Source organism: Bradyrhizobium sp. NBAIM14, from assembly GCF_020193895.1.
Taxonomy (GTDB): domain Bacteria; phylum Pseudomonadota; class Alphaproteobacteria; order Rhizobiales; family Xanthobacteraceae; genus Bradyrhizobium; species Bradyrhizobium yuanmingense.
Map to the genome: position 1 here is coordinate 1 of NZ_JADYVQ010000003.1, position 19,857 is coordinate 19,857.

19 protein-coding genes and 2 pseudogenes are annotated in these 19,857 nt (G+C 64.7%); 11 read left to right on the top strand and 10 right to left on the bottom strand.

What is annotated here, in order from left to right; all coding sequences use genetic code 11:
- The 4 genes from I6F28_RS08805 to flaF all read left to right on the top strand — a co-directional run.
- On the top strand, positions 1 to 326 hold a 326-nt coding region (locus I6F28_RS08805), incomplete at its 5' end, for a flagellin (protein ID WP_276573421.1).
- A gap of 329 nt (positions 327 to 655) precedes the next feature.
- Positions 656 to 2,935, top strand: a complete 2,280-nt coding sequence (locus tag I6F28_RS08810; RefSeq protein WP_225139727.1) for a DUF1522 domain-containing protein — start codon at positions 656 to 658, stop codon at positions 2,933 to 2,935.
- Between the two features lie 219 nt (positions 2,936 to 3,154).
- Positions 3,155 to 5,446, top strand: a complete 2,292-nt coding sequence (locus I6F28_RS08815; RefSeq protein WP_036013121.1) for a DUF1522 domain-containing protein — start codon at positions 3,155 to 3,157, stop codon at positions 5,444 to 5,446.
- A gap of 294 nt (positions 5,447 to 5,740) precedes the next feature.
- Positions 5,741 to 6,109: a flagellar biosynthesis regulator FlaF gene (gene flaF, locus I6F28_RS08820; protein ID WP_018642830.1), complete on the top strand. Its 369-nt coding sequence runs from the start codon at positions 5,741 to 5,743 to the stop codon at positions 6,107 to 6,109.
- Between the two features lie 157 nt (positions 6,110 to 6,266).
- Here flaF and I6F28_RS08825 read toward each other — a convergent pair whose 3' ends face one another.
- The 4 genes from I6F28_RS08825 to I6F28_RS08840 all read right to left on the bottom strand — a co-directional run bounded on the left by I6F28_RS08825 (position 6,267) and on the right by I6F28_RS08840 (position 8,786).
- Positions 6,267 to 6,626: a hypothetical protein gene (locus I6F28_RS08825; RefSeq protein WP_036013119.1), complete on the bottom strand. Its 360-nt coding sequence runs from the start codon at positions 6,624 to 6,626 to the stop codon at positions 6,267 to 6,269.
- Between the two features lie 158 nt (positions 6,627 to 6,784).
- Entirely contained in the window at positions 6,785 to 7,282 is a 498-nt protein-coding gene (locus I6F28_RS08830) for a hypothetical protein (RefSeq protein WP_225139728.1), read from the bottom strand.
- 11 nt (positions 7,283 to 7,293) lie between these two features.
- On the bottom strand, positions 7,294 to 7,662 hold the full coding sequence (flgJ, locus tag I6F28_RS08835) for a flagellar assembly peptidoglycan hydrolase FlgJ (RefSeq protein ID WP_225114645.1): 369 nt from the start codon (positions 7,660 to 7,662) through the stop codon (positions 7,294 to 7,296).
- Positions 7,662 to 8,786, bottom strand: coding sequence for a flagellar basal body P-ring protein FlgI (locus I6F28_RS08840; protein WP_036027924.1), 1,125 nt, complete (start codon positions 8,784 to 8,786; stop codon positions 7,662 to 7,664). The genes flgJ and I6F28_RS08840 overlap by 1 nt, the downstream gene beginning before the upstream one ends.
- Positions 8,787 to 9,069: 283 nt before the next feature.
- On the opposite strand from I6F28_RS08840, the gene I6F28_RS08845 reads away from it, so the two are divergent.
- Positions 9,070 to 9,483, top strand: a complete 414-nt coding sequence (locus I6F28_RS08845; RefSeq protein WP_036027923.1) for a flagellar assembly protein FliX — start codon at positions 9,070 to 9,072, stop codon at positions 9,481 to 9,483.
- 12 nt (positions 9,484 to 9,495) lie between these two features.
- Here the strand turns inward: I6F28_RS08845 and I6F28_RS08850 are convergent, their stop codons facing one another.
- Positions 9,496 to 9,867, bottom strand: coding sequence for a winged helix-turn-helix transcriptional regulator (locus I6F28_RS08850; protein WP_025037390.1), 372 nt, complete (start codon positions 9,865 to 9,867; stop codon positions 9,496 to 9,498).
- A gap of 163 nt (positions 9,868 to 10,030) precedes the next feature.
- On the opposite strand from I6F28_RS08850, the gene I6F28_RS08855 reads away from it, so the two are divergent.
- Together I6F28_RS08855 and dksA are read left to right on the top strand one after the other, a co-directional pair.
- On the top strand, positions 10,031 to 10,642 hold the full coding sequence (locus I6F28_RS08855; protein ID WP_225139729.1) for an NAD(P)-dependent oxidoreductase: 612 nt from the start codon (positions 10,031 to 10,033) through the stop codon (positions 10,640 to 10,642).
- Positions 10,643 to 10,859: 217 nt separating this feature from the next.
- Positions 10,860 to 11,225: an RNA polymerase-binding protein DksA gene (gene dksA / locus I6F28_RS08860; RefSeq protein ID WP_085966600.1), complete on the top strand. Its 366-nt coding sequence runs from the start codon at positions 10,860 to 10,862 to the stop codon at positions 11,223 to 11,225.
- Positions 11,226 to 11,507: 282 nt separating this feature from the next.
- Here dksA and I6F28_RS08865 read toward each other — a convergent pair.
- Positions 11,508 to 11,779 (bottom strand): annotated as a pseudogene (locus I6F28_RS08865) (winged helix-turn-helix transcriptional regulator); the annotation flags it as partial.
- Between the two features lie 17 nt (positions 11,780 to 11,796).
- On the opposite strand from I6F28_RS08865, the pseudogene I6F28_RS08870 reads away from it, so the two are divergent.
- The 3 genes and pseudogenes from I6F28_RS08870 (at position 11,797) to I6F28_RS08880 (ending at position 15,350) form a co-directional block, all read left to right on the top strand.
- Positions 11,797 to 12,808 (top strand): annotated as a pseudogene (locus I6F28_RS08870) (NAD-dependent epimerase/dehydratase family protein).
- Positions 12,809 to 12,890: 82 nt separating this feature from the next.
- Positions 12,891 to 13,670, top strand: a complete 780-nt coding sequence (locus I6F28_RS08875) for a 2-keto-4-pentenoate hydratase (RefSeq protein ID WP_225139730.1) — start codon at positions 12,891 to 12,893, stop codon at positions 13,668 to 13,670.
- Between the two features lie 513 nt (positions 13,671 to 14,183).
- On the top strand, positions 14,184 to 15,350 hold the full coding sequence (locus I6F28_RS08880; protein ID WP_225139731.1) for a PcfJ domain-containing protein: 1,167 nt from the start codon (positions 14,184 to 14,186) through the stop codon (positions 15,348 to 15,350).
- A gap of 134 nt (positions 15,351 to 15,484) precedes the next feature.
- Here the strand turns inward: I6F28_RS08880 and flgH are convergent, their stop codons facing one another.
- From flgH to flgF, 4 genes are read right to left on the bottom strand one after another with little or no spacing between them, the layout of a single operon-like run.
- Positions 15,485 to 16,249: a flagellar basal body L-ring protein FlgH gene (gene flgH, locus I6F28_RS08885; RefSeq protein ID WP_036027919.1), complete on the bottom strand. Its 765-nt coding sequence runs from the start codon at positions 16,247 to 16,249 to the stop codon at positions 15,485 to 15,487.
- 4 nt (positions 16,250 to 16,253) lie between these two features.
- Positions 16,254 to 17,384, bottom strand: a complete 1,131-nt coding sequence (flgA, locus tag I6F28_RS08890) for a flagellar basal body P-ring formation chaperone FlgA (protein WP_225139732.1) — start codon at positions 17,382 to 17,384, stop codon at positions 16,254 to 16,256.
- A gap of 10 nt (positions 17,385 to 17,394) precedes the next feature.
- Positions 17,395 to 18,183: a flagellar basal-body rod protein FlgG gene (gene flgG, locus I6F28_RS08895; RefSeq protein WP_036013098.1), complete on the bottom strand. Its 789-nt coding sequence runs from the start codon at positions 18,181 to 18,183 to the stop codon at positions 17,395 to 17,397.
- Positions 18,184 to 18,199: 16 nt separating this feature from the next.
- Positions 18,200 to 18,961, bottom strand: a complete 762-nt coding sequence (flgF, locus tag I6F28_RS08900) for a flagellar basal-body rod protein FlgF (protein WP_128264476.1) — start codon at positions 18,959 to 18,961, stop codon at positions 18,200 to 18,202.
- Positions 18,962 to 19,344: 383 nt separating this feature from the next.
- Here flgF and fliL point away from each other — a divergent pair, with 383 nt between their 5' ends.
- Positions 19,345 to 19,842 (top strand): flagellar basal body-associated protein FliL, encoded by a 498-nt coding sequence (gene fliL / locus I6F28_RS08905; RefSeq protein WP_036027917.1) that lies wholly within the window; start codon positions 19,345 to 19,347, stop codon positions 19,840 to 19,842.
- Positions 19,843 to 19,857 lie beyond the last annotated feature (15 nt).

Below are 19,857 nucleotides of genomic sequence, written 5' to 3' on the forward strand. Positions count from 1 at the left end.
TGGGCCTCGCCTCGCTGACCAGCGGTGTCGACTTCATCGATAACGCTGCCACCAACAAGGTGCTGACCAACCTCAACGCCGCCTCGAGCACGCTCCGCTCGCAGGCCTCGAGCCTCGGCTCGAACCTGACGATTGTGCAGGTCCGTCAGGACTTCAACAAGAACCTGATCAACGTGCTGCAGACCGGCTCGTCCAACCTCACCTTGGCCGACACCAACGTCGAGGCGGCCAACAGCCAGGCGCTGTCGACCCGACAGTCGATCGCGGTCTCCGCGCTGTCGCTGGCCAACCAGTCGCAGCAGAGCGTGCTCCAGCTGCTCCGCTAAGTCGCGGACGACGTCGCAAGACGATTACGGCGGCGGGGCTTCGGCCCCGCCGCTTTCTTTTTGCGCACTGTTCGGAGATTTCGAGAGAGCAGGCGCCGCTCGAAAAAGTAACCAGCGGTTATGGTTAATGGATCGTAGTCGCCAGGAATTGCCAATGATTTCAGATGGATTGCGCGCCGTGCGCGCACGGTCCGCCCGCTTATGGTGAACCGGCGCTTATGCGGGCTTCATGCGTTTCACCCTTTGTTAGCCATGTCACGGCACGCTGGCCCCGTCACTCGATCCGGAAGCGATCGAACGAAGACGCGTAAGCCAGAAGGGTAAGAGTCATGTCCGGTATTGTTCTCTCTGCGTCGGTTCGTCAGAACCTCCTGTCTCTCCAGTCCACCGCCGATCTTCTCGCCACCACACAGAACCGTCTGTCGACCGGCAAGAGCGTCAACTCGGCCCTGGACAATCCCACCAACTTCTTCACGGCCCAGTCGCTCGACAACCGCGCCAGCGACATCAACAATCTGCTCGACGGCATCGCCAACGGCGTGCAGGTGCTGCAGGCTGCCAACACCGGCCTGACCTCGCTGCAGAAGCTGATCGACAGCGCCAAGTCGATTGCCAACCAGGCGCTGCAGACCACGGTCGGTTACTCCACCAAGTCGAACGTTTCGACCACGATCGCCGGTGCGACGGCGGCGGACCTGCGCGGCACGACTTCGTTCGCCAGCGCGACGGCGAGCAGCAACGTGCTGTATAACGGCACCGCCGGCGGCACCACGGCCGCGAACGGCACCAGCACGCTCGGCGCCACCATCGGCGTCTTCGCCAGCACGGGCGCAACGGCCGGCGACGGCACCACGGCGCTGGGCGGCACCATGACCCTGATCGCCACCAACGGCACGACCGCGACCGGCCTCGCCGGCAACGCCCAGCCTGCCGACGGCGACACGCTGACCGTGAACGGCAAGACCATCACCTTCCGCAGCGGCTCGGCTCCGGGCGCGTCCTCCGTTCCGGCCGGCTCGGGCGTCAGCGGCAACATCGTCACCGACGGCAACGGCAACAGCACCGTCTATCTCGGCACCGCCGGCGCGCCGGCAGCGAACGTCAACGATCTGTTGAGCGCGATCGATCTCGCCAGCGGCGTCAAGACGGTCTCGATCACCTCGGGTGCGGCGACGATTGCCACGAGCAACGGCCAGACCGCTTCGACCGTCGCTGCGGGCGCCGTCACGCTGAGGAGCTCGACAGGTGCGGATCTGAGCGTCACCGGCAAGGCCGACCTGCTCAAGGCTCTCGCCCTGACGACGTCGACGGGTGCAGGCAACGCCACTGTCAACGTCAACCGGACCACCAGCGCGGCCTCGCTGGGTGCGACGATCACCGACGGTTCGACGCTGAACGTCAACGGTCACGTCATCACCTTCAAGAACGCGCCGGTTCCGGGCTCCACCGGTGCTCCCAGCGTTCCGAGCGGCTTCGGTGTCAACGGCAACGTCGTCACCGACGGCAACGGCAACTCTACCGTCTATCTGCAGTCCGGTACGGTCAACGACGTGCTGAAGGCGATCGACCTCGCCACCGGCGTGCAGACCGCGACCATCAGCGCCGCCGGCGTTGCCACGCTTGCGACGGCCACCGGCCAGTCCAACTCGACGATCAATACGTCCGGTCAGCTCAAGATCTCGACCGGCGTCAACGCTGATCTGTCGATCACCGGCACCGGCAATGCGCTGAACGTGTTCGGCCTCGCCGGCAACACCGGTAATGCGACCGCGTTCACCGCGGCACGCACCTCCGGTATCGGCGGCATCGCCGGCAAGACCCTGACCTTCACCTCCTTCAACGGCGGGACGGCGGTCAACGTCACCTTCGGCGACGGCACCAACGGCACGGTCAAGACGCTCGATCAGCTCAACACCAAGCTGCAGGCCAACAATCTGGCTGCGACGATCGACGCCAACGGCCTGCTGACGATCACCGCGTCCAACGACTATGCGTCCTCGACGCTGGGTTCGACGGCTGCCGGCGGTGCGATCGGCGGCACGCTCACCTCGGCCCTGACCTTCTCGACCGCTTCCACGCCCGTCCAGGATGGCGTTGCCCAGACGGCGCGTGCCAATCTGGTGACTCAGTTCAACAATATCCTCAACCAGATCGACACCACCGCGCAGGACTCCTCGTTCAACGGCGTCAACCTCTTGAACGGCGACCAGCTCAAGCTGGTGTTCGACGAGACCGCCAAGTCGAGCCTGAACATCACGGGCGTGACCTACAATTCCAAGGGTCTCGGCCTCGCCTCGCTGACGGTCGGCGTCGACTTCATCGACAACGCCGCCGCCAACCGGGTGCTGACCAACCTCAACGCCGCCTCGAGCACGCTGCGCTCGCAGGCCTCGAGCCTCGGCTCGAACCTCTCGGTGGTGCAGATCCGTCAGGACTTCAACAAGAACCTGATCAACGTGCTGCAGACCGGCTCGTCCAACCTGACCTTGGCCGACACCAACGTCGAGGCGGCCAACAGCCAGGCACTGTCGACCCGGCAGTCGATCGCGGTCTCGGCGCTGTCGCTGGCCAACACGTCGCAGCAGAGCGTGCTGCAGCTGCTCCGCTAACAAGCGGCTGAAATCACTGACTAAATCGAGCGGCGGGGCCTTGGCTCCGCCGCTTTTTCTTTGCGTCCGGGGGCGGGCAGGGGCGTTCATCGGCGGTTAACCCTATCCCTTAAACCGCCGTTAACCATACTTTAAAGGACACCTCCTAAAACTGGACAAAAGGCCGGCTTTCCAGTCCGCGCGGCCGATTCGTATCCGGTTCAAGAGGAAGACTCGCCAATGTCCAACATCGTTCTCTCGGCGTCAGTTCGCCAGAACCTGTTGTCGCTGCAGTCGACGGCCGACTTGCTGGCCACGACGCAGGAGCGGCTGTCGACCGGCAAGAAGGTCAACACGGCGCTCGACAATCCCACCAACTTCTTCACGGCCCAGGGGCTGGACAACCGGGCGAGCGACATCAGCAACCTGCTCGACGGCATCAATAACGGCGTCCAGGTGTTGCAGGCCGCCAACACAGGCATCACCTCGCTGCAGAAACTGATCGACAGCGCCAAGTCGATCGCCAACCAGGCGCTGCAGACCACGGTCGGCTATTCAACCAAGTCGAACGTCTCCACCACGATTCCCGGCGCGACCCCGGCCGACCTGCGCGGCACGACCTCCTATGCGAGTGCGACCGCGAAGAGCAACGTGCTCTATACCGGCGCGGCCGGCGGCGTGACCCCGGTCACGGGAACTGCCGCACTCGGCGCCTCGCTCGGTTCGAGCGCCGGCACCTTCACAGGTACGGCCGCGCTCGCGGCCGACGGCACCACCGCGCTGTCCGGCACGGCGACGCTGGTCGGCACCACGGCATCGACCACCTTCGGCACGCCGCCCGCGGACGGCGACACCATCACGGTGAACGGCAAGACCATCACCTTCCGCACCGGCGTTGCTCCGAGCGCCCAGCCGACCGGCTGGGGCCTCGACGCCAGCGGGCACATCGCCACCGATGGCAACGGCAATTCGATCATTTATCAGGGAACGGCGGCGGCGCCCCTAGCGACCGTCAACGACGTCCTCACCGCCATCGACCTCGCCAGCGGCGTCAAGACCGCAACCATCAGCGCAGGCGCGGCGACCGTCGCCGTCAGCGGTGCGGCGGGTCCCGTCGGCACGCTTCAGGTCGCATCCTCCATCACGGCGGGCGCGGTTACGTTGAAGAGCTCGACCGGCGCCGATCTGAGCGTGACGGGCAAGGCCGACTTCCTCAAAGCACTCGGCCTGACGTCCGCGACCGGCGCGGGCAACGCGAACGTGACCGCGAACCGCTCGACGACCGCGGGTTCGCTCGGCACCCTGGTCCAGGACGGCTCGACGCTGAACATCGGCGGCAAGACCATTACCTTCAAGAACGCGCAGACGCCGCAATCGACAGCGAGCGTGGCCACCGGCTATGGCGTCAGCGGCAACGTCGTCACAGACGGCAACGGTAACTCGACGGTCTACATCCAGAGCGCGACGCTGACCGATCTGCTTAACGCGGTCGACCTCGCCACCGGCGTCAAGACCGCCAGCATCTTCAACGGCGCGGCAACCATCTCGACCACCGCGGGCCAGATCCCGTCGTCGGTCAACAGCAGCGGTCAGCTTGCGCTCTCGACCGGCATCAATGCCGACCTGTCGATCACCGGCACCGGCAATGCGCTCAGCGCCTTCGGCCTCAGCGGCAACACGGGAACGGCGACGGCCTTCACCGCGGCGCGCACTTCGGGCGTCGGCGGCATCAGCGGCAAGACCCTGACCTTCACCTCCTTCAACGGCGGCACGCCTGTCAACGTCACCTTCGGCGACGGCACCAACGGCACCGTCAAGACGCTTGACCAACTCAACGCGCAGCTTCAGGCCAATCACCTGACAGCCACGATCGATGCCAACGGCGTGCTCACGGTGACCACCGTCAATGAATACGCCTCTTCGACGCTCGGCTCGACGATCGCGGGCGGCGCGGTCGGCGGCACGATCACCGGCGTTCTCGCCTTCACCACCGCGCAGCCGCCGGTCCAGGATCCCGTGGCGCAGACCGCGCGCTCCAACCTGGTCAACCAGTTCAACAACATTCTGGCCCAGATCGACACGACCTCGCAGGACTCCTCCTTCAACGGCGTCAACCTGCTCAATGGCGACACGCTGAAGCTGGTCTTCAACGAGACCGGCAGCTCCACGCTGAGCATCAACGGCGTGGTGTTCAATGCGGCGGGCCTCGGTCTCAGCAATCTCGTCAACGGCGTCGATTTCATCGACAACGGTGCCACCAACAGGGTGCTGGCCAGCCTGAACGCGGCCTCGAGCACGTTGCGTTCGCAAGGCTCCACGCTCGGTTCGAACCTGTCGATCGTGCAGGTGCGTCAGGACTTCTCCAAGAACCTGATCAACGTGCTGCAGACCGGCTCAGCCAACCTGACGCTCGCCGACACCAACGAGGAAGCGGCGAACAGCCAGGCGCTGTCGACGCGCCAGTCGATCGCGGTCTCTGCGCTGTCGCTGGCCAACCAGTCGCAACAGAGCGTGCTGCAGCTGCTCCGCTAATTCCGCAGCGCAACTTCGCTATTCGAGATTACGCGGCGGAGCTGATGCTCCGCCGTTCTTTTGAGGAAGATCGCTAAGTCGAGATTAGCCGAGATCGACGCGGATCACGCCAGGCGAGTTTACATCGTGCGTGCGTAGATCTAGCGTTGCGCTGACGAAGGACTCCGTGCCCCGTAATTCTGCGGAGTACTTCCAAGCACGATACGTAAGCAAATCTTAAGCGGTGCTGCCTAGGGTTGGGAAAGAAATCCTTAAGCGCGTACAACGCGCTAGGTAACCTCCAGGGTGTGATTGATGTCGAATTCCGCTGCCTCGGCTTATGCGCGTGTTGCAACCACCACCGCATCTCCTCGCGACATCGAGGCGCAGACTCTGCTCAAGGCCGCCAACAAGCTCCAGGACGCGGTGAACAACGCCGATCCGCTCAGCGAGCAGACCATGCAGGCCCTGATGTTCAACCGCAAGCTCTGGACCATCTTCCTAAGCGAGGCGATGCGCGACAGCAATCCGCAGCCGATCGACGTCCGGCAGAAGATCGCCAACATCAGCGTGTTCGTGTTGAGCCAGACCGCCGCGCTGCAGATGAGCCCGCAGTTCGATCACTTCCGTCCGCTGATCGAGATCAACCGCAATATCGCGGCAGGGCTGTCCGGACGGCCGTGACGGAATTCGTGATGGTCGCATCACGAGCACATCGGCGAAACTCGCAATTTAGGCAGGAGCTGATCGCGGCCAGTGGTCTTGCCTCGGCACGCGAACTCCGCGCTGACCGATGACGGCCAGACGCAGAGCAGAAACATCGGCATCGATCGCGTGATCGTTAGGCGCTGAGATCCGTGCTGAGCGGACGCGAGGGCTCGGACTTCATGTCCAGTGCGTGGAAATAGGCACGCCGGCGGAGCATCGCCTCGTCAGGGAACTGGTTCACCACCGTGTCGGTCTTGTCGTTGACGACCTGAAAGACGAAGGACGCGGCCGCCTGGTCGAACACGACCTGGCGCGAGATGTTCTCGTGGTTCGGCAAATCATTGCGCACCGGCGCGCTCGTATCGCTCGCGGCGACCGTTTGCCTCACCGGAAGATCAGTTTGCACAGCATCGTTCGCCGCCGAATTCGACGTCGGTACGATCTGCACGGGGGCCGGGATCCCCACCGGCCTGATGCTGAAATCTGTACTCATGGCAGCCTCCTGGTTGCCTTACGTGAGTCAAATCCCAACCCCTCTAATCACGCAAGCATGGAACACCAGGACTGAACACCCGGTAAGGAAACGTGCCTAACCGCGCGACGCCATCGCCGCGCGGTTTTTCTTAAAATTGTCGGTTGTTCTCGTGCTGCTCAGAGCGAGCGGCTGACCGCAAGCGGCGTGATATGGCGCGGACCTGGCGCTGCGCTGCGCCCGGCGGCCGTATAGGTGTTCGGCACGTTGCGCTTCTGGATCTCGGCGTTGACGCCGCGCACGACGCTTTCGGAAACCGCGTGCGCGGTCGCGAGCACGGTGAGATTGACCTGGAGCATCGCGCGGAACGCATCGTGATGGCGATGCAGCGTCGAGAGCAGCTCCGGCGCGGACTTCGCGAGCTGGTCCTGGTTTGCCTTCAGCTGGCCGACTGCGCTGACGTAGCTGCGCGACAATTCCTGCTTCTTGCTCTCGAGCGTCATCGCCTCGCGGACCTTGCCGGCGCGGACGAGCTCTGTCTCGCGCTCGATCAATCCGAGCAGGGCGCTCATCGCGTCCATTAGGCCTTCGGCGAGCTTGCGCGCCTCGCTGCTGACGGGCGCGCTGCCCGGGCGCTGGGCCTGCATCGGCTGACGTGAGGCGTTGAAATGGTTCATCTCGTTTGACCTTATGCCGTGCGGATCGTTTTCGCCTGCTGCAGGATGAGGGTACGGTAGACGTCGCTGGCGATGCCGACGCCGCCGGCCTGGGCGAAGTTCTTGGAATATTGCTCGGTCAGCATCGAGCGCCATACGCCGGTACCGGGCGTGTCGCCGAACGGGCCTTCGCCTTTCAGGCCCGAGGTCATCTGCGCGAACATGCTGTTGAGGAACATTGCCTCGAAGTCGGTGGCGGTCTTCTGGGCCTTGGCCTGTTGCTGCGGCGAGACCTTTTGCAGCGCCGCGGCGAGCTCGAAGTCCGGCCGGCCGTTCCGGCTCTCGACCGAGAAGGCCGAATTGGTGGCGAGGCGAGGGGGGTTGATCGCGCTGGTCTGCATCACATCACCTCGATGTCGGCTTCGATGGCGCCGGCGGCCTTGATCGCCTGGAGGATGCTGATCATGTCGCGGGGGCCGATGCCGAGGCCGTTGAGGCCGTCGACGAGCTGCTGGAGCGAGACGCCGTCCTTGACGAGCGCCAGTTTCTTGCCGTCCTCGGTGACGGTGACGCTGCTGCGCGGCGCGACCACGGTGCGGCCGCGTGACAGCGGATTGGGCTGGCTCACTTGCGGGCTCTCGGAGATGGTGACCGTGAGGTTGCCCTGCGCCACCGCGACGGTGGCGACGCGGACGTCGCGGCCCATCACGATGATGCCGCTGCGTTCGTCGATGACGATCTTGGCGGCGAGATCAGGGTCGACCTGGAGCTGCTCGATCTCGGTGAGGAAAGCGACGACGTTGCCCTTGAACTCGGGCGGGATCGACAGCTGCACCGTCGAGGGATCGATCGGCTCGGCGGTCTTGACGCCGAGATAGTCGTTGATTGCGGCCGCGATGCGCTTGGCGGTGGTGAAGTCGGGATTGCGCAGCGCCAGGCGGACGTTCGGCAGCCGGTTGAGCGCGAACTCGATCTCGCGCTCGATGATGGCGCCGTTGGCGATGCGTCCTACCGTCGGCACGCCGCGCACGATCTTGGCGGCCTCGCCCTCGGCCTGGAAGCCGGAGATCGCGAGCGAGCCCTGCGCCACCGCATAGACGTTGCCGTCGGCGCCGAGCAGGGGGGTGACCAGCAGTGTGCCGCCCTGGAGATTCTTGGCGTCGCCGAGCGCGGACACGGTGACGTCCATGCGCGTGCCCTGAGTGGCGAAGGCCGGCAGGTTGCCCGTGACCATGACGGCGGCGACGTTGCCGGTGCGGATGGTGGCGCCGCGGATGTTGACGCCCATGCGCTCGAGCATCGCCTGCAGCGACTGCTTGGTGAAGGGGATGTTGTTGAGCGTGTCGCCGGTGCCGTTGAGGCCGACGACGAGGCCATAACCGATGAGCTGGTTCTGCCGCACGCCCTCGATATTGGCGAGGTCCTTGATGCGCGAGGTCGCCGCCGCCGAGGTGACCGACAGCGCCAGCGCCGACAGCGCGGCGCAGGCCAACCCAACAATCCTCACCCAACGAACGCCTGGCATCTCTGCTCCCCAAGGCCCCTAGAAAGGGCTCCTCAAATCGGACAGGACTTGCACGACACTCCCATGACGAGCTGGTCCGGCGCTTTCCTTGCGAGCGCTGTGCCAACGCCTGGTGGCGAGCTAGGTGGCTGAATAGCTTGAATAAATCTGTTGCGTCCGCTGTCAGCACTCGTTCGCCCTGGGGAGCGAAACTGCCGCCTGTCGGCAGATTTTGCCGGGCCGTTTACGCAGCGTTAACCATAAGACAGCGAAGGTGAGGCATCGATCACCCGGATTCTTTCCGATGCGCATCTACGGACCGAACGGTACGACGCTTGGCACGCCGGCCAGCCAGGCCAAGCGGACGGGCTCCGGCAGTTTCGTGCTGCCCGACACCTCATCGGCGCAGGAGACGCGGAGCGCTGCCGCACCGAAGGCGGCCGCCAACATCGATGCGCTGCTAGCGTTGCAGGGTGTCGAGGAGGATCCGGTCGAGCGCCGCAAGCGCTCGGTCGCCCGCGGCAGGACTGCGCTCGACGTGCTCGACGATCTCAAGATGGGCCTGTTGTCCGGCAATCTCGACGCCTCGACCGTGATGCGGCTGCGTGATGCGGCGGCCCACCTGAAATCGTCCTCGGGCGATGCCGGTCTCGATGCGGTGCTCTCCGAGATCGAGCTGCGGGTCGAGGTCGAACTGGCGAAGGCCGGGCAGGCGTAGTCACGGAGGCTCTTACGCCGCTTCCTCCTTCAACTGCGCATCATAGCGGCGCTGGGCGGCGAGCACGTCTTTCAGATTTTGCTCGGCCCAATCGCGTAAGGGATCCACAGCCGCCGCCAGTGTCAGGCCGAGCTGGGTGATCGAATATTCCACCGTCACTGGCACGGTCGCGATGGCGCGGCGCCTGATCAGGCCGTCGCGTTCGAGCGACTTAAGCACCTGGCTCAGCATCTTCTGCGAGATGCCTTCAATCGTGCGGCGCAATTGATTGAAGCGCATCGGCTCCTCGCGCAGGAGCAAGAGGATCAGCACCGCCCATTTGTCGCCGACGCGATCGAGGATTTGGCGGGTGGGGCAGTTCGCTGCGTAGACGTCGGGTTTCATCGTCGGTTCTCGGAAATCCATACCGTTGCTTGGCATCCGCGTGCCGGTTGTACGCGATCAGTTACCTCAGCGTAATCAGGTAAGCACAAAGTGCTCTCTTAACACCAGCATTCTTTGCGATATCTAGTCTCTGTCAGTTACCATAGAAGCAAAGGAGCCTTCCATGAAAATCGCAGTCGCCGGCGCCTCGGGCCGGGCGGGGTCGGAGATCACCAGGGAACTGTCCCGCCGCGGCCACACGGTCACGGCCATCGCCCGGAACCCGGAAAAGATTGCGGCCCTGCCGAACGTCACGCCAACCAAGGGGGATGTGCTCGACCAGGCGGGCCTCGCCAAGCTGTGGGCCGGTCACGACGTCGCCGTGAGTTCCGTGCACTTCCTGGCCAGTGATCCGCTCAAGCTGATCGGTGCGGCGAAGGACTCCAAGGTCGGTCGCTACCTCGTGGTGGGCGGCGCCGGGAGCCTCGAGGTTGCCCCGGGCGTGAAGCTGGTCACGACTCCCAATTTTCCGGCCCAATACAAGGCCGAAGCGGAGGCGGGCTCGGCCTTCCTGGACCTGCTGCGGCAGGAAAAGGACCTGAACTGGACCTTCATCTCGCCCTCGGCGCTGTTCGAGGAGGGGGAGCGCACCGGCAAGTTCCGGCTCGGGACCGACCAGCTTCTCGCAGATGCGAACAGCAAGAGCTGGATCACCTTCGCCGACTACGCCATTGCGCTCGCCGACGAGATCGAAAAGCCGGCCCACCTGAAGCAGCGCTTCACGGTCGGCTATTAAGGGCGGCCAGCCGCCTCCAAGCCCTCAAGGATAAACCTTCCTGTGCAAGGGTTTGGGGGCGCGGACCGGGCGGTGAGGGAAATATTGTCTGTCACGGGAGGCCACTATATAAGGCCCGGCTCAACGGACCCCGGTCCGTCCGCGAGTCGTTGCTTAAGAAGATAGGCCTCCCTTGGAAAAGTTGAAAAACTACCGACCGACCGACAAAGAGCCTTTCATGAACGACCGGCAGAAGGAGTACTTCCGTTTGAAGCTCCTCGCCTGGAAGGATGAGATCCTCAAAGAATCCAAGCTCACCCTGCAGGCTCTGCAGGAGGAGAACGTGAACCACCCAGATCTCGCCGATCGGGCCTCGTCCGAAACCGACCGTGCCATCGAACTCCGCGCCCGCGACCGCCAGCGCAAATTGATCGCCAAGATCGATGCCGCGCTCCAGCGTATCGAGGACAACACCTACGGCTATTGCGAGGAAACCGGCGAGCCGATCTCGTTGAAGCGGCTCGAGGCCCGGCCCATCGCGACGCTCTCGGTGGAAGCGCAGGAGCGCCACGAGAAACGCGAGAAGGTCTATCGCGACGAATAAGGTCCGAGCCGCAGAGATGCGGCTCTTTGTTTTTGGACGCAGGGCGCCATTTCGCGCCATGCTCCGCATATTGCCCATAGCTTGCCGTCGCGCCCACCATGGCGACAGCGCGATCGCGAAAAGTGAATCGCGATCAACGGGCTAGACCGGATTGCTCCGAGCTCACGTGAGTTCGGATGAGAAGCAGCCTTCACTTCAGGTGCGGGAGATTTTGCGAGTCGCATCAACGAGATCGACTCTGAAGTTGAGACGCTGATCCAGCTGCATCAAGCATCGCTGCAATCAGGCCTGCTGCGACGTCTCGAGACGGGCCTTCCCATAAAGCCTGGACCAGCTCAATATTTCCTTAAACGCCAACAACAGGCCGTGGGCCGCATCGGTCAGCTCGTACTCGACCCTCAACGGCTTTTCCGCGAAGACAGTGCGCGACACGAGGCCGTCCTGCTCGAGCTCGCGCAGCTGCGTGGTCAGCATGTGCTGGGTGATGCCGCCGATCGACGCAAGGCGCCGAAACGAACCGCGCCGTTCATCAGCGCAAACAGGATCTCCAGTTTGAGGGGGAATGCGGGTCATGAGCACTGTTCTGGTCACCGGCGGGTCGGGCTTCGTCGGCATCCATGTCGTCCTGCAACTTCTGGCCGCCGGCCATGCCGTGCGGACGACGGCGCGACGGCCGGAGCGCCAAGCCGATGTGCTCGCCATGCTGCGCGAGGGCGGGGCGGCGACGCCCGAGAGCGTGGCCTTCGTCACCGCCGATCTGACCCGGGACGACGGCTGGGCGGCGGCGGTCGCGGGCTGCGACTCGTTCTCCATGTGGCGTCCCCGCTCTCGACCACCGTCCCGACGGACGAGAACGAGATGATCATCCCCGCCCGCGACGGAACGCTCCGGGTGCTCCGGGCCGCGCGCGCGGCCGGCGTCAGGAGGGTCGTCGTCACCTCGTCGCTGGGCGCGATCGGCTACGGTCATCCGCCGCGCGACAAGCCGTTCGACGAGACCGAATGGACCAATCTCGCCGGTGTCGACGGCCCAAGACGCTGGCCGAGCGGGCGGCTTGGGATTTCGTCGCGGGCGAGGGGAATGGGCTGGAGCTGTCGGTGATCAACCCTGCCGGTATTTTCGGGCCGGTGCTGGGGCCGGACTTTTCCGGCTCGATCGAGATCGTCAGATCTCTGCTCGACGGTGCCATGCCGGCGGTGCCGCGGGTCTATTTCGGCGTGGTCGACGTCCGCGACGTCGCCGAGCTGCATCTGCGGGCGATGATTGCTCCGGAGGCGAAGGGCGAGCGTTTCATCGCGGTCTCCGGCGAGACGATGTCGATCCTCGACATCGCCCGCGTGCTGCGGCGGGAACTCGGGCCCCGGGCGCGCCGGGTTCCGCGGCTCCAGGCGCCGGACTGGCTGGTGCGGCTCGCCGCCCGCCGGATTCCGCTGCTGCGTGCGGTCGTGCCGATGCTCGGAAAGGTCAGGCATTCCACCAGCGCCAAGGCCAAGTCGCTGCTCGGCTGGCAGGCGCGCTCCAATGAGGAGGCGATCCTTGCGACCGCCGAGAGCCTGATCCGGCTCGGCCTCGTGAAGGGGTGAGGGCACGCCAGCCGCGCTTGTCAGGCCGGGGCGGGGATGCTGAAGTGCCGCCTTGGACTGCGTAGCGTGGGAGGCGGCGCCGATGGACAAGATTCTCGAAGCCGCAAAGGCGATCGCGCTGGCGCGCCGCAACCACGCCCCGCTTGCGGCGCTGGAGCGGCCCCCTGCGGACGAAGCCGAGGGCTATCAGGTCCAGCGCACCCTGCACGATCTGCTGCTGCCGCATGTCGGCCCGCTCGTCGGCTACAAGATCGGCTGCACCAGCCAGGTGATGCAGGACTATATCGGCATCCCGCACCCTTGCGGCGGAGGCGTGTTCCAGAAGGGCGTCCATGACAGCGGCGCCAAGCTCGCCGCCTCCAATTATGTCCGCGTCGGCGTCGAATGCGAGATCGCGGTGCGGCTGAAGCGGGACCTTGCCGCCGGCGAGGCGCCGTTCACGGCCGAATGGGTCGGCGAGGCGGTCGAGTCCTATCACCCCGCGATCGAGATCGTCGACGATCGCTACGTGAAATGGGAGACGATGGGCGCGCCGACCTTGATCGCCGACGATTTCTTTGCCGCCGGCTGCGTGCTGGGCCCATTGGTCCCGCGCTCGTCGGTGCCGGACCTCAAGGCGGTCAAGGGCCGCGCCATCGTCAACGGCGAGGAGGTCAGCCACGGCACCGGCGCCGACGTGCTCGGCCATCCCCACAACGCGCTTGCCTGGCTCGCCAACCATCTCGCCGCCGAGGGCAAGGGGTTGCACGCGGGGCAGCTCGTGCTCACCGGCAGCCTGGTGAAGACGCTGTGGCTGAAAGCCGGCGACAAGGTGCGGATGGAGCTGGACGGGCTCGGCCTGGTGGAGGCGGAGTTTACGTGAGGGGCATTGGTCATTGGTCCTATCCGCAGTCATTCCCCGCGAAGGCGGGGAATCCAGTACGCCGCGCAGAATCGATTTAACCACTGACGTCTCGGAATACTGGATCGTCCGCCTTCGCGGACGATGACGGGGCACACGCTTCTGCCTTCATTTTTCCGTCGTTGCGAGGAGCCCTCGCGACGAAGCAATCCAGTCTGTCTCCGTTGAGGGATTCTGGATTGCTCCGCCTTCGCCAAGGCTTCGGCGGACAAGTCGCTGCGCTCGCAATGACGGAGTGTGTTGTCGCGGCGTTGCAATAATGTCGCGGACCTGCCTCGCAGTACGCAGTTTCTGACACATCCCGACAAAGGCATCTTGCGCCCGCCGGCAATCGGGTCTATGAGCCCCGTCCCATTCAACCTGCGCGTTCAAAATTGAGGAGACCAGCCGTGAGTACTTTGTGGCGATCGACACATTCCGTGCCGACGCTCTCAGTGCGTCCGGCTGACAGTCATCCAATCATGTTGAACGACAATGGCACAGTCATTGATTCAGCGCCGGCGGGAGGCCGAGCGCACGCGGGTTGAAGCCTACGAGCTGTCGCTGCGGCACGTGTCGCAGCGGACGCGTCCTCCACCGGATTTCGAGAACGCGATCAAAGAGGCCAGGCGTGGCTTCGAGGCGAACGTCCTTCGCGATGCTTCGGCATGGAAGCCGCAGCTGAAAACTCGCGACGCGGCGCGTCTTCGTCTTGGCGCCGCCCGCTATCTCTTTGCGCGCTATCCTGTCGCTGAGCATCTGGAGCAGATCTGGATCGACAGCGCGGGACTGAGCCGCGACGAGATCATGTTGCGCAAGGGATGGTATGTCGTGGCGGCCGGCGGCGGTTCGCTCTACGCCGCCGGTGCGGCCGAATGGCTGTCTCGCAAGGAGGTCCATGCCTTCCTCAATCCGTTGGGGAAGGTCGGCTTCGAGGCTGCGATCTGGCAGGCGATTGCGCGTTCCTATGCGACCGATCCCGCTGTTGCGATGCGGATCGCGCGCACCAGGATCACGCAGACGCAGCGCGCTCAGCATCGCTTCTGGCGCGAGGTGGTGCGCTTCTTCTGCGCGCAACCCACCACGGTCGAGGACATGGATGACTTCCATGACTACCTCGCCGATTGCCACCGGCGTGATCCAGAGTACACCCTCAAGGGGCGTTCACTGGTCTCGCTTGGGCGGCAGATGCGCGAATGGCATCGCGATCTCGATGCGATTGCTCGTATCGAGGCCGCACGCCGTCGCGCCGAGGCGGCGCGAAACCGTGCGGGGGGGCTGGCAGCAGGCCCCGAGCAGAGCGAGGACCGTTGGCCCGGTGCAGCGATCGCGGACTGGTCATGGACCAAGTCGTCCAAGGACCGCGCCAAGCGCGAAGAATATGTCGTGGTCCAGTTGCGGACCGCAGCCGATCTCGTGGCTGAGACGCGGGGCATGCGTCACTGCGTCGCCACTTACGCGACAAAGTGCATTGCCGGGCATGCCTCGATCTGGTCGCTCCGTCGCCGTGCCTCGGGTGACGTCCAGCGGCTGCTGACCATCGAGCTTGATACCCGTTCCAGGGCGGTTCAGGTTCGTGGGTTTGCGAACCGTCCGCCGTTTGCCGAGGAGTGCAAGATCCTCCAGCGATGGGCGCAAGCACGCGGGATCATGCTGCTGTGAGAGAAGCCTGCGCCGCTTTGGCGGCGCAGGCAAAATACATGCGGCCCTCGCCAGGGGAGCTAGCGAGGGCCGCGTAGTACATCGTCGTTCGCGCCTTTAGTTCGCGAGCACGATGTGGGAGCTCTTGAAGGGGCTTAGAAGGGCAGCAGCACGTCCATGACCTGCTGGCCGTAGCGCGGCTGCTGCACGTCGGTGATCTGGCCGCGGCCGCCATAGGCGATGCGGGCCTGGGCGATCTTGGTGGAGTCGATGGTGTTGTCGCTCTGGATGTCCTCGGGGCGGACGATGCCGGCGACGATCAGCTCGCGAATTTCGAAGTTGACGCGGATCTCCTGCTTGCCTTCGACCACCAAATTGCCGTTCGGCAGCACCTGGGTCACCACCGCGGCGACGTTGGTCTGCAGAGCTTCCTTGCGGTCGACGCTGCCCTTGCCCTCGCTCGAGGAGGTCGAGTCGGCGGTCAGGATGCGGCCGGGGAGGATCTTGTTGGCCTGGGTGATCGTCTGGGAGCCGATGAAGTCCGTGATCCCGGAATCTTCCTTGTTGCTGCGGCTGCGCGAGGTGTCGTTCTCGATGTTGGCCTTGTCGGTGATGTTCACGGCTACCGTCAGGAGATCGCCGACCTGGCGGGCGCGCTGGTCCTTGAAGAAGGCGCGGCTGCCGTTGCGCCACAGCGAGTTCGGATTGTAGGAGGCGACCTCAGGCTTGGGCATCGGCATCTGCACCGGCTTGTAGCCGGGCTGCGTCGTCGGGTTGTCGATCGCCGACAGCTTCGGCTGCTCGCCGATCTGCGACAGGCGGTCGATCGAGGAGCAGCCGCTCGCCAAGGCGCAAATTGCAAGCAGCAGGGCAGAGATCGCGATGCGACGAAGGCGGGAGGCCGAACTGAACGTGGACATGAATCTACTCTGACTTGGCTGGAGCTTGCGAGAGGCGGACTTGCGGAATCTGGGCTTGGGCGATCTCGGCTGCGGACGCGGGTGCCTGGACCAGGCTCTGCGCCAGGGCAGCGGCCGCCGGCACGGGGTCGCGCTTGACCGACGAGGTCTGCTCGACCGCCGGTGCCATCGGTGCGGACTGGCTGGCGCCCTGCACCGTGATCTGGCCGCGGCCGGTCACGACGCCGGTCAGCGTGCGCTTGGAGTGCAGATTGAGCACGCTGACGGTGTCGCCCTCGGCGCCGCTCTCGATCGCCTTGCCGCGCGTGGTGAGATAAAGGCCGGGCACCTGGTAGATGATGGTGACCGCCTGGTCGCGCACCACGAAGTCGGGCCTGACGAGGTCGGCGGCGCGGATCGGCGTGCCCGCGCGCATTGCTCGGCGCAGCTGCATGCCGATGCTGCGGTCGCGCGAGGCAGGCTCGCCGGCGACCTCGGCCTTCGGCCGGCGCTCCAACGACAGGTCGGAGGATTTCAGGAGATCGGCGCGGTCGATGTCGCGGGTCAGCACGGCCACCTCCACCGTCTCGATTGCGGTGCCGGTGAAGCGCAGCTGGGTCGGCGCGGCGTTGCCGTCGTTGGCGATCTCGAAGGCGATGTCGAAACGCGTGCTGCGGGCATCATAGCGGGTTGCGACCGGCTGCAGCGCGCCGCTGTTGGAGGCGTCCAGCCGCATCTCGGCGACGCTGCGGTCGAACGTGATGGTGATGTTGGCGGCGTCGCCGAGGCCGAAGCGGCGCTCGAGCGCCGCGGCGACGGCGTTTTCGATATCCTTGCTCGCGAGCGTGCGGGCGAGGCGGGTGACCTGGACCTCTTTGATGTCCCCGGTCATGACGCCGATCACCTGCTTGGCCCGCAGGACCGAGAGCACCTGGCCTGTCGTCAGCGTGCCGGTGGTGCCGAGATCGGGCGAGCGGTAGACCGGGATCAGCGCGGCCGATCCGGCGTTGTCGATGAGATCGCCGATCCGCACCACGTCCGAAGTCACCGTGACGCTTGCGCGCAGCGTCGGCGCGGCGATGAAATCGTCGGCGGCCGCTGCCGGCAAGGCCAGCGCGAGAAGGGTGGAGATGGCGGCGAGGGTGGCGCGGATCATGGTCATCACCTCAGCGGAACAACGCCGTGGTCGATTGCATCATCTGGTCGGCGGCGCTGATCACCTTGGCGTTCATCTCGTAGGCGCGCTGGGCGGCGATCAGGTCGCTCATCTCCGAGACAACGTCGACATTGGCCTGCTCAAGGCTGCCTTGCGTGAGCTTGCCGTAACCCTCGGTGTTCGCGGTGCCGTCCTGCGGCGCACCGGACGAGGGCGTCTCGGTGAACTGGTTGTTACCGACCGGCTGCAGGCCCGCCTTGTTGATGAAGCGCGTGACGCCGATCTGGCCGACGATCGAGGAGGTGGTTGAGCCCGGCAACGTCACCGAGACCTGGCCCTGCTCGCTCACGGAGATGCCCGAGGCGTTGTTGGGAATGGTGATAGTGGGCTGCACCGGATTGCCCTGCGCGGTGACGACGCGGCCCTGATTGTCCATCTGGAAGGTGCCGTCGCGGGTGTACTGGAAGGTACCGTCGGGCATCAGGATCTTGAAGAAGCCCTCGCCCGAGATGGCGAGGTCGAGGTCGTTGCCGGTCTGCGACAGCGTGCCTTGGGTCATGCTGCGCGGCGTGCCGACGGTCTTGACGCCGCCGCCGATGTCGACGCCGACCGGCAGGATGGTGCCCTGGTCCGACGATTGGGCGCCGACGCGGCGGACATGCTCGTAGATCAGGTCCTGGAACGCCGCCGTCTGCTTCTTGAAGCCGGTGGTGCGGAGGTTGGCGATGTTGTTGGAGATCACCTGAACGTTGAGTTCCTGTGCCGCCATTCCGGTCGCTGCGGTGTGAAGCGCCTGCATCTCAGTTCTCCTTCAATCAGGCCGGAACGTCGGCGAGCTTCTCGATCGCCGATTTGTGGAGGTCGCTCTGCTGCTGCAGCAGGTTGGCGACCGCGGCGTAGCTGCGCATCACCTCGACCATGCGGGTCATCTCGCCGACCGCATTCACGTTCGACTTCTCGACATAACCCTGCTGCAGGGTGGACTTGGTGTCGGGCTGCTGGTTCGCCGAGCCGGCGGCATAGAGATTGGCGCCGAGCTTGGTCAGCTTGGCCGGATCGTCGAACGAGACCATGCGGATCTTGCCGCGGATCGAGTCGGTCCGCGCCGTGCCCTCGAGCACCGTGACGGTGCCGTCGGGCGCGACGTTGATGTCGTGGTCGGTCGGCTGAAAGGTGATCGGGCCGGCATTGCCAAGCACGAGATTGCCGTCGGCGGTGACGAGCTGGCCGGTGCTATTGAGCGAGAACTTGCCGTCGCGGGTATAGAACTCGCCGCCGTTGGCCTGCACCGCGAAATAGGCGCCGCCGTTAATCGCCATGTCGAGCGGATTGTTGGTCGGCTCCAGCGGCCCCTGGCTGATGTTGCGGAAGGTGCCGCGGTCCTGGACATAGGAGACCCGGCGGTCGCGGCCGATGAAATTGTCCTCACGCGCGTTCGAGTTCAGATATTCCTCGAACAGCGAATGGTCGGATTTGAAGCCGTTGGTGTTGGCATTGGCGACGTTGTTGGCGATGACATCCATCTGCCGCTCCAACGTCATCTGCCGTGACAAGCCGATCAGACGCGCGTTCTGCATCGGAAATCTCCCCTGAGCGGATCTGCCATTTCGCTCTCCCAAGCGCCTTGGCGGACCCCGTGACCGAGACCGTCGGGTTCTCCCAAACCGTGAAGTCTCGGCCCCTTCTCAGCGAAAGCCGTGCCAATCAGGAAAATCACGTAACTTCAATGTGTTGGCGATTTTCGAGCGGCGCGAGCAGGCGGCAGAAAGGTTCTGTTAGCCATGTTTGCCCGGCAGATTTTTCCTAGCGGCGGCCCAATCGAAAGATTCCGTTAACCATTATTACCGTAGCGTTTGCGCATCAGAGGAGCGCATTGCGCTGGGGCATTCGTATCGCGTCATTGTCTGCCAGGAGGCTTCGCTCTTTCGACCCCTTTGAGAGATGAACGGGCGCGGCAACCATGGCAGAGAACGAGGAAGGCGGCGCAGCCGCTGATGGCGCGGAAGCCGCTCCGCCGAAGAACAAGCTCAAGCTCATCATCATGGTCGTCGGCGCGCTCGCCGTGCTCGGCGGCGGTGCTGCGACCTGGTTCTTCTTCTTCCGTCATAGCGGCGATGAGCATCATGCCGAGGCCGCGCCGCCGCCGAAGCCGCCGGCCTTCGTCGACGTTCCCGACCTGATGGTCAACCTCGCCGGTTCGCCCGGCGAGCGCGTGCAATATCTGCGGTTGAAGATCGTGCTGGAGCTGAAGGAAGAGAAGCAGATCGAGGCGATCAAGCCGACGATGCCGCGCGTCACCGACATCTTCCAGACCTATGTGCGCGAGCTGCGCCCGTCCGACCTCAACGGTTCGGCCGGCATCTTCCGCCTCAAGGAGGAGCTGACCAAGCGCGTCAACGCGGCGGTCGCCCCGATCCAGGTCAGCGCCGTGCTGTTCAAGGAAGTCGTGGTCCAGTGAGCATGACGGACTAGG

Excerpts from the sequence above, each read along its gene's own strand:
- flgG (WP_036013098.1), bottom strand. The coding sequence starts at position 18,183 with ATGCAGGCGCTTCACACCGCAGCGACCGGAATGGCGGCACAGGAACTC.
- I6F28_RS08880 (WP_225139731.1), top strand. The coding sequence starts at position 14,184 with ATGGCACAGTCATTGATTCAGCGCCGGCGGGAGGCCGAGCGCACGCGG.
- I6F28_RS08830 (WP_225139728.1), bottom strand. The coding sequence starts at position 7,282 with ATGAACCATTTCAACGCCTCACGTCAGCCGATGCAGGCCCAGCGCCCG.
- dksA (WP_085966600.1), top strand. The coding sequence starts at position 10,860 with ATGAACGACCGGCAGAAGGAGTACTTCCGTTTGAAGCTCCTCGCCTGG.
- I6F28_RS08810 (WP_225139727.1), top strand. The coding sequence starts at position 656 with ATGTCCGGTATTGTTCTCTCTGCGTCGGTTCGTCAGAACCTCCTGTCT.
- flgA (WP_225139732.1), bottom strand. The coding sequence starts at position 17,384 with ATGATCCGCGCCACCCTCGCCGCCATCTCCACCCTTCTCGCGCTGGCC.
- I6F28_RS08855 (WP_225139729.1), top strand. The coding sequence starts at position 10,031 with ATGAAAATCGCAGTCGCCGGCGCCTCGGGCCGGGCGGGGTCGGAGATC.
- flgJ (WP_225114645.1), bottom strand. The coding sequence starts at position 7,662 with ATGCAGACCAGCGCGATCAACCCCCCTCGCCTCGCCACCAATTCGGCC.
- I6F28_RS08875 (WP_225139730.1), top strand. The coding sequence starts at position 12,891 with ATGGACAAGATTCTCGAAGCCGCAAAGGCGATCGCGCTGGCGCGCCGC.
- flaF (WP_018642830.1), top strand. The coding sequence starts at position 5,741 with ATGTCGAATTCCGCTGCCTCGGCTTATGCGCGTGTTGCAACCACCACC.
- flgF (WP_128264476.1), bottom strand. The coding sequence starts at position 18,961 with ATGCAGAACGCGCGTCTGATCGGCTTGTCACGGCAGATGACGTTGGAG.
- I6F28_RS08815 (WP_036013121.1), top strand. The coding sequence starts at position 3,155 with ATGTCCAACATCGTTCTCTCGGCGTCAGTTCGCCAGAACCTGTTGTCG.
- I6F28_RS08840 (WP_036027924.1), bottom strand. The coding sequence starts at position 8,786 with ATGCCAGGCGTTCGTTGGGTGAGGATTGTTGGGTTGGCCTGCGCCGCG.
- fliL (WP_036027917.1), top strand. The coding sequence starts at position 19,345 with ATGGCAGAGAACGAGGAAGGCGGCGCAGCCGCTGATGGCGCGGAAGCC.
- flgH (WP_036027919.1), bottom strand. The coding sequence starts at position 16,249 with ATGTCCACGTTCAGTTCGGCCTCCCGCCTTCGTCGCATCGCGATCTCT.
- I6F28_RS08850 (WP_025037390.1), bottom strand. The coding sequence starts at position 9,867 with ATGAAACCCGACGTCTACGCAGCGAACTGCCCCACCCGCCAAATCCTC.
- I6F28_RS08825 (WP_036013119.1), bottom strand. The coding sequence starts at position 6,626 with ATGAGTACAGATTTCAGCATCAGGCCGGTGGGGATCCCGGCCCCCGTG.
- I6F28_RS08845 (WP_036027923.1), top strand. The coding sequence starts at position 9,070 with ATGCGCATCTACGGACCGAACGGTACGACGCTTGGCACGCCGGCCAGC.